Below are 306 nucleotides of genomic sequence, written 5' to 3' on the forward strand. Positions count from 1 at the left end.
GCTTTGTTGTTGGTTCTGGTTTGGCGAATAAACATTCTACGATGCTACCAGAAAAGCAAGGGGTTTTAGTGAACATTGCAAAATATTATGGCACTACACAGAGATATCGTCAAAAACAAAAAACGCGAATACTTTATAATCAATGCATTATAGAAATTAATTCGGAAAAATTGTCGATATTTTTCGCTTATTTCGTTAAAGGCGGGTTAACGTGAACTAAGCCTACATAAATATAAACCTTGCTCAATAATAGTGCTGATGTCAGTGATCATCCTGATTCGTATGCATGGCCACCACCTTAAGCAA

The 306-nt window shown here is 35.9% G+C and carries 1 protein-coding gene; it reads left to right on the forward strand.

Annotated features, from left to right (window positions below; genetic code table 11):
- A partial coding sequence (locus IV91_RS19215) for a hypothetical protein (RefSeq protein ID WP_035418117.1) occupies positions 1-215 on the forward strand: 215 nt, incomplete at its 5' end.
- Between the last annotated feature and the right edge of the window lie 91 nt (positions 216-306).

The organism is Ferrovum myxofaciens (genome assembly GCF_000735045.1).
In the GTDB taxonomy this organism is placed as follows: domain Bacteria; phylum Pseudomonadota; class Gammaproteobacteria; order Burkholderiales; family Ferrovaceae; genus Ferrovum; species Ferrovum myxofaciens.